The organism is Neobacillus drentensis (genome assembly GCF_036965425.1).
GTDB classification, from domain to species: domain Bacteria; phylum Bacillota; class Bacilli; order Bacillales; family Cytobacillaceae; genus Neobacillus; species Neobacillus drentensis_F.
In genome coordinates this window covers 1,544-4,602 of the sequence record NZ_JBALPP010000025.1, presented here as the reverse complement: position 1 = coordinate 4,602, position 3,059 = coordinate 1,544, and the positions used below count along the sequence as shown (strand labels likewise).

Annotated in this window: 1 rRNA gene; it reads right to left on the bottom strand. The window is 51.9% G+C overall.

The features are described from left to right. Positions 1-47: 47 nt before the first annotated feature. Positions 48-2,981: ribosomal RNA gene (locus V7161_RS07390) — 23S ribosomal RNA — on the bottom strand. Between the last annotated feature and the right edge of the window lie 78 nt (positions 2,982-3,059).

Sequence of the window (3,059 nt, the reverse complement as noted above, 5' to 3'; positions counted from 1 at the left end):
CTAGATAATGCAGAAGAAGTATTGTAAAAACGAGTTCACCTAATGACTTGGTTAAGTCCTCGAACGATTAGTATCAGTCAGCTCCACACGTCACCGCGCTTCCACCTCTGACCTATCAACCTGATCATCTTTCAGGGTTCTTACTAGCTTGACGCTATGGGAAATCTCATCTTGAGGGGGGCTTCATGCTTAGATGCTTTCAGCACTTATCCCGTCCGCACATAGCTACCCAGCGATGCCTTTGGCAAGACAACTGGTACACCAGCGGTGCGTCCATCCCGGTCCTCTCGTACTAAGGACAGCTCCTCTCAAATTTCCTGCGCCCACGACGGATAGGGACCGAACTGTCTCACGACGTTCTGAACCCAGCTCGCGTACCGCTTTAATGGGCGAACAGCCCAACCCTTGGGACCGACTACAGCCCCAGGATGCGATGAGCCGACATCGAGGTGCCAAACCTCCCCGTCGATGTGGACTCTTGGGGGAGATAAGCCTGTTATCCCCGGGGTAGCTTTTATCCGTTGAGCGATGGCCCTTCCATGCGGAACCACCGGATCACTAAGCCCGACTTTCGTCCCTGCTCGACTTGTAGGTCTCGCAGTCAAGCTCCCTTGTGCCTTTACACTCTACGAATGATTTCCAACCATTCTGAGGGAACCTTTGGGCGCCTCCGTTACTCTTTAGGAGGCGACCGCCCCAGTCAAACTGCCCACCTGACACTGTCTCCCACCCCGATCAGGGGTGCGGGTTAGAATTTCAATACAGCCAGGGTAGTATCCCACCGACGCCTCCACCGAAGCTGGCGCTCCGGCTTCTCAGGCTCCTACCTATCCTGTACAAGCTGTACCAAAATTCAATATCAGGCTACAGTAAAGCTCCACGGGGTCTTTCCGTCCTGTCGCGGGTAACCTGCATCTTCACAGGTACTATAATTTCACCGAGTCTCTCGTTGAGACAGTGCCCAGATCGTTACGCCTTTCGTGCGGGTCGGAACTTACCCGACAAGGAATTTCGCTACCTTAGGACCGTTATAGTTACGGCCGCCGTTTACTGGGGCTTCGATTCAGAGCTTCGCTTGCGCTAACCCCTCCTCTTAACCTTCCAGCACCGGGCAGGCGTCAGCCCCTATACTTCGCCTTGCGGCTTCGCAGAGACCTGTGTTTTTGCTAAACAGTCGCCTGGGCCTATTCACTGCGGCTCTTCGAGGCTATTCACCTCAAAAAGCACCCCTTCTCCCGAAGTTACGGGGTCATTTTGCCGAGTTCCTTAACGAGAGTTCTCTCGCTCACCTTAGGATTCTCTCCTCGCCTACCTGTGTCGGTTTGCGGTACGGGCACCTTTTATCTCGCTAGAGGCTTTTCTTGGCAGTGTGGAATCAGGAACTTCGGTACTAAATTTCCCTCGGCATCACAGCTCAGCCTTATGGTGAACGGATTTTCCTATTCACCAGCCTAACTGCTTACACGCACATATCCAGCAGTGCGCTTACCCTATCCTCCTGCGTCCCCCCATCACTCAAACGATAAAGAGGTGGTACAGGAATATCAACCTGTTGTCCATCGCCTACGCCTTTCGGCCTCGGCTTAGGTCCCGACTAACCCTGAGCGGACGAGCCTTCCTCAGGAAACCTTAGGCATACGGTGGACGGGATTCTCACCCGTCTTTCGCTACTCATACCGGCATTCTCACTTCTAAGCGCTCCACCAGTCCTTACGGTCTAGCTTCAACGCCCTTAGAACGCTCTCCTACCACTGACATCTACGATGTCAATCCACAGCTTCGGTGTTACGTTTAGCCCCGGTACATTTTCGGCGCAGAGTCACTCGACCAGTGAGCTATTACGCACTCTTTAAATGGTGGCTGCTTCTAAGCCAACATCCTGGTTGTCTAAGCAACTCCACATCCTTTTCCACTTAACGTAAACTTTGGGACCTTAGCTGGTGGTCTGGGCTGTTTCCCTTTTGACTACGGATCTTATCACTCGCAGTCTGACTCCCACGGATAAGTCTTTGGCATTCGGAGTTTGTCTGAATTCGGTAACCCGATGAGGGCCCCTAGTCCAAACAGTGCTCTACCTCCAAGACTCTAACAACGTGAGGCTAGCCCTAAAGCTATTTCGGAGAGAACCAGCTATCTCCAAGTTCGATTGGAATTTCTCCGCTACCCACACCTCATCCCCGCACTTTTCAACGTGCGTGGGTTCGGGCCTCCATCCAGTGTTACCTGGACTTCACCCTGGACATGGGTAGATCACCTGGTTTCGGGTCTACGACCACATACTCATACGCCCTATTCAGACTCGCTTTCGCTGCGGCTCCGTCTCTTCAACTTAACCTTGCATGTAATCGTAACTCGCCGGTTCATTCTACAAAAGGCACGCTATCACCCATTAACGGGCTCTAACTACTTGTAGGCACACGGTTTCAGGATCTCTTTCACTCCCCTTCCGGGGTGCTTTTCACCTTTCCCTCACGGTACTGGTTCACTATCGGTCACTAGGGAGTATTTAGCCTTGGGAGATGGTCCTCCCTGCTTCCGACCGGATTTCACGTGTCCGGCCGTACTCAGGATCCACTCAGGAGGGAACGAAGTTTCAACTACAGGGTTTTTACCTTCTATGACGGACCTTTCCAGATCGCTTCATCTACCCCGTTCCTTTGTAACTCCATGTTGAGTGTCCTACAACCCCGAAAGGCAAGCCTTTCGGTTTGGGCTGTTCCCGTTTCGCTCGCCGCTACTTAGGGAATCGCGTTTGCTTTCTCTTCCTCCGGGTACTTAGATGTTTCAGTTCCCCGGGTCTGCCTTCAATACCCTATGTATTCAGGTAAAGATACTGCTCCATTACGAGCAGTGGGTTCCCCCATTCGGAAATCTCCGGATCAAAGCTTACTTACAGCTCCCCGAAGCATATCGGTGTTAGTCCCGTCCTTCATCGGCTCCTAGTGCCAAGGCATCCACCGTGCGCCCTTTCTAACTTAACCTAAAAGGTTTTACTCTAATAAATAGAGAGAAAAACTAAAATGGCGATTACTCGGTTTTTACTTGGTTACTTCTTCTAT